Here is a 377-nt window from a genome sequence, read left to right on the forward strand (position 1 = left end):
CTTATGGTGACTGCAGTCGATAATCATAGCCAGCGTCTCCGGCTGCATGGTGAGGAATGCCTCAGCACGCGCCTCGCGCAGCGTTTCGGCCTTGGCGGAGAGATCCTCCATATGCGCTTCGCCAGCGGCGTTTATGTGGGTCAGTTGTGACATAGGTTACTTCTTCAAATGTGTATGACAATTACACGGAAGGGTACGGGCATCCAGCTGAGGTGAAATAATATTTTCCCACGCGGTGCGGCAGGCGTTGGTCGAGCCCGGCATGGCGAAAATCAGCGTGTTGTTTGCCACGCCGGCCACCGCGCGCGACTGCAGCGTGGAGGTGCCAATCTCTTCAAAGGAGAGCATGCGGAACACTTCGCCGAAGCCTTCCACCT

General features: G+C 57.0%; 1 protein-coding gene and 1 pseudogene. Both read right to left on the minus strand.

Annotated features, from left to right (window positions below):
• Positions 1–153: pseudogene (gene moaC / locus A6013_RS24585) on the minus strand (cyclic pyranopterin monophosphate synthase MoaC); the annotation flags it as partial.
• A 3-nt stretch (positions 154–156) separates the two neighbouring features.
• Positions 157–377: molybdopterin-binding protein (locus A6013_RS24590; protein WP_083275134.1), on the minus strand; the 221-nt coding region annotated here is incomplete at its 5' end.

Origin of the sequence: Enterobacter sp. IF2SW-B1 (genome assembly GCF_001743375.1) — a bacterium.
Lineage (GTDB): Bacteria > Pseudomonadota > Gammaproteobacteria > Enterobacterales > Enterobacteriaceae > Enterobacter > Enterobacter bugandensis.